Genomic DNA, 3,754 nt, shown 5'->3' on the forward strand with positions numbered 1-3,754 from the left:
TAATGTATAAGAAGAGATACATCGGTAACACTTTGGTTGTATAATTTATAAAATATAAAATTATAATGAAACTTATTGGATATGAAAATTTTAATTTATGACCGAGAAAAAAAAGCTATAAACTTAGATGCTCAAAAAAAAGATGCAGTAGTATTAGTTAAGAATCCAAATTATATTATGTGGGTGGACATAGATGAACCACAAAAAGAAGTAATGGATTGGTTAAAAGAAACCTTCGGATTTCACCCATTAGACTTAGAAGACTGTGTGAGTTTAATTGAGAGACCAAAGATAGATTTATATGAGGATTACCACTTCTTAGTGATGCATTTTCCAATTTTTGATAAAACAACTAAAAGGTTGTCACCAATACAGGTGAACATATTTTTGGGAACAAACTTTTTAATTACAATTCGAAAAGGTTATATTAAAGCTCTAAATAAAACACTTGAGGATGTTTCAAAAAATAAGGAGCTCCTTTCTAAGGGAACTGATTATTTATTACACAAAGTCATTGATGATTTAGTTGACTATTGTTTTCCAATTCTAAACAAAATAAGGCAAAATATTCAGAATGCAGAAAATACGATATTTAATGGAGCTACTAGAGATACAATAAAGGACATACTTTTCATAAAAAGAAACATAATTCTCTTTAAAAATATAATAGATCCTCAAAGAAGGATATTAAAAGAAATAGAGGCTAGAGATAGTGAATTTATTTCAGATGAACTGGATGTATATTTTGGAGACATCGTTGACCACCTTGATAAAATACAGGACAGTTTAGTAAGTTATGGAGAGATGATTGAGAGTCTTCATGATGCACATCAATCCATAGTTTCAAATCGTATTAATGAAATTATGAAAACACTAACCATTATATCTGTTATAATACTTCCTCTAACTTTCATATCAAGTATGTATGGTATGAATATAGTACTTCCTATAGCAAAAAACCCATTTGCTTTTATAATCATATTTTCTGTAATGGTTCTAATGGGTTTAGGGATGTTTTTCTATTTTAAGATTAAACATTGGATATAAGTGATCTAATATTGCTGTATGAGTATTTTCTTTCACTTTCTATATAAAACAGGAAATACATAATTGTTAAAACATCAAACTTCTATAAATAATTTTTTATATCACTTTTTCGATTTAGACACTTAAATAAAACTAACCAGAATTTTAATGGGGGTTAAATTTTGAAATTTGCAATTATAGGGGCTGGTTCAATAGGTTCACTTATTGGAGCAAAACTCTCATTATCAGGAGAGGAAGTAGCCCTAGTTGGAAGAGATCCCCACATATCTAAGGTAAGAAACGATGGTCTAGTAATTGAACTTCCAAAAGAAAAAAAATTAGTTAAAAATCTATTTGCTTGTACTAATTTAATTGAATTGAAGAATAGTCGGTTTAGTCCTCAATTTTTTGTTTTTACAATGAAATCATATAGTACAAAGCAATCCTGTGAAGAACTTTTAGAAGTATTTGGGAAAAAGTGTAATATATTAACATTACAGAATGGAGTTGGTAATGAGGAGACGATATCAAGTTTTTTCGGTGAGGAAAATACCTTTTCGGGTGCACTTACTATTAGCGTATCTTTGGTAGAACCTGGGGTGGTAAGACAGAATACTATCAAAGGTGGTATTGGATTAGCTCCAGTAGCTATGATAGAAAATGCAAAGAAAATAGTGAATAAATTGAAAGAAATATTTGAAAAAGCAAGATTTAAAACGAAAGTTTTTAAAAATTACAGAGAACTCAAGTGGTCAAAATTACTTTTAAATATAATTGCTAATGCAAGTTCCGCTATATATGACTTATCTCCTTTAAAAATATCCAATAATTATGAGCTGTTCTTACAGGAACAAATGGCATTTAGAGAAGCATGTAAAGTAATATCCAAACTGGGGTTGGGGATAGTTAATTTACCAGACTACAATGTGAATTTACTTAAATTTGTTATAAATCTTCCACAACCTCTTACACAAATGATATTAAAAAATAGAATTGCAAAATCTCGTGGTGAAAAGATGCCATCACTCTGGCAGGATTTTAAAAAAGGTAAAAAATATTCTGAAGTTGAGGTTCTAAATGGAGCAGTAGTTAAGTATGGACAGAGATTGAAAATTGACACACCAGCTAATGACTTTTTTTATTACACTTTAAAAAATATAGCTGAGGGTAAATTAAACCGGGAAAATTTCAAAGATTAAGGATTTTTAATACCAAATATTTAACTAAATATGTGAGAGATGTAGGGCAAGGAAAAATAATTCAATTATGTAGGGCAAGGCTTTAGCTTTGCTTAGTAATACAACCCTAAAGGGTTGCATTACATTAATTAATATCCTTTTTAGTTCTCCTTGAAATTATATAAATCCATATTTGCGAAATAAAAACCATTATAACAAATAGTATTATAATAATTAGACCTGAATGAATTTCAACTAATGGTTTATATTTATGCCAGAGTTCATTTATGAATGTGATTAATCCCAGTGTAAGAGCACACCAAATAGCAGATTCTAAAAAAGTATATAAAACAAATTTTTTAAAGTTGAATTTCAATGCTCCTGCAGGATATGATATAAATGTTCTTGTTTGTCCTATAAGTTGAGCAAGAAAAACTGAAAACTCGCCATATTTCTTAATAAGTCTGTTGATTTTGTTAGGTTTATTACTTTTTTTAAAATTATTAAAATTGTTTTTTTTCAGTCTCTTTCTAAAAGGGGTAATGATTCCTCTACCAATACCATAACTGATTGATGAACCAAGAGTACCGCCAATTGATCCTGCCAGAACTGAGAATATATAAGTAAAAATATTTTCTCCCACTTTCTCTGATGAAATTATTAAAAATGGTGCAAAGGCAAAAGGTATTCCAAGACTCTCCAAAAACATTCCAAAGCCTAACCCCACATAGATCGAGCCCGGTCTTATATTTGTAAGAAAATGATAAATATTTTTTAAAATATTCACAATATTCACTAAAATTTATTCTCTGAAATCTTATGTAAAGTATTTTATAAACAATTCACATAATAAGTAATTTTTATATGATTATATACATTTATTAATTTCCATTGTCCATATTTTATAATTAACCCCCCAGTTGTTAATTGCCAAAATAATGTTTAGTCAAAATGATTTTTAATTATAATAAAAAAATAAATCACAAAAACAAATTCACCCCTAATTTGCGAGAATATTTATAGATTGTACAATAATTATTATTATTACTAATTTCTAAAAAATCTTTCTGGTTACTTTTGCCATATTTTTATAAATAATATAGAATTCACATGAATCATCCCTATCTGGTAATAACAAAAAGAATCTTCCTTCACGATTTTTTTAGGAAGAAAGAAGGAATCTAATAATTAAGATAAAAAGTAAAGGGTTAAGATTAATAGTTAAAATTTGTTGAAGTAAGAATATGGAAGCTATAATTAATTTTTTAGAAAAATATATAAGTCAGTTTGGATATTTAGCTATATTTATTCTTATGTTTTTAGAGAGCGCATGTGTTCCCATACCAAGCGAGATAACAATGCCGTTTGGGGGATTTTTATCAGCAGTTGGAAATCTTAATTTAATATTGGTAACTCTGGTTGGCTCATTAGCAAATTTATTTGGTTCTTATGTTGCATACTATATTGGGAAATTGGGGGGAAGGCCGTTTTTAGAGAAGTATGGTAAATATGTTTTTTTAAGAAAAGAAGAACTTGATAAGGTTGAAAGA

4 protein-coding genes are annotated in these 3,754 nt (G+C 28.4%); 3 read left to right on the top strand and 1 reads right to left on the bottom strand.

The window, feature by feature from the left end; genetic code table 11:
* The first annotated feature begins 81 nt into the window (after positions 1–81).
* Together corA and KKC53_03835 are read left to right on the top strand one after the other, a co-directional pair.
* On the top strand, positions 82–1,047 hold the full coding sequence (gene corA, locus KKC53_03830) for a magnesium/cobalt transporter CorA (protein MBU2598295.1): 966 nt from the start codon (positions 82–84) through the stop codon (positions 1,045–1,047).
* Between the two features lie 161 nt (positions 1,048–1,208).
* Entirely contained in the window at positions 1,209–2,225 is a 1,017-nt protein-coding gene (locus KKC53_03835) for a ketopantoate reductase family protein (protein MBU2598296.1), read from the top strand.
* Between the two features lie 124 nt (positions 2,226–2,349).
* Here the strand turns inward: KKC53_03835 and KKC53_03840 are convergent, their stop codons facing one another.
* Positions 2,350–2,991, bottom strand: coding sequence for a DedA family protein (locus KKC53_03840; GenBank protein ID MBU2598297.1), 642 nt, complete (start codon positions 2,989–2,991; stop codon positions 2,350–2,352).
* A 457-nt stretch (positions 2,992–3,448) separates the two neighbouring features.
* On the opposite strand from KKC53_03840, the gene KKC53_03845 reads away from it, so the two are divergent.
* Positions 3,449–3,754, top strand: a 306-nt coding sequence (locus tag KKC53_03845; GenBank protein ID MBU2598298.1) for a DedA family protein, incomplete at its 3' end; no start/stop codon positions are given.

The organism is Actinomycetota bacterium (genome assembly GCA_018830725.1).
Lineage (GTDB): Bacteria > Actinomycetota > Humimicrobiia > JAHJRV01 > JAHJRV01 > JAHJRV01.

Coding starts and splice junctions, on each gene's coding strand:
- corA (MBU2598295.1), top strand. CDS start 82: ATGAAAATTTTAATTTATGACCGAGAAAAAAAAGCTATAAACTTAGAT.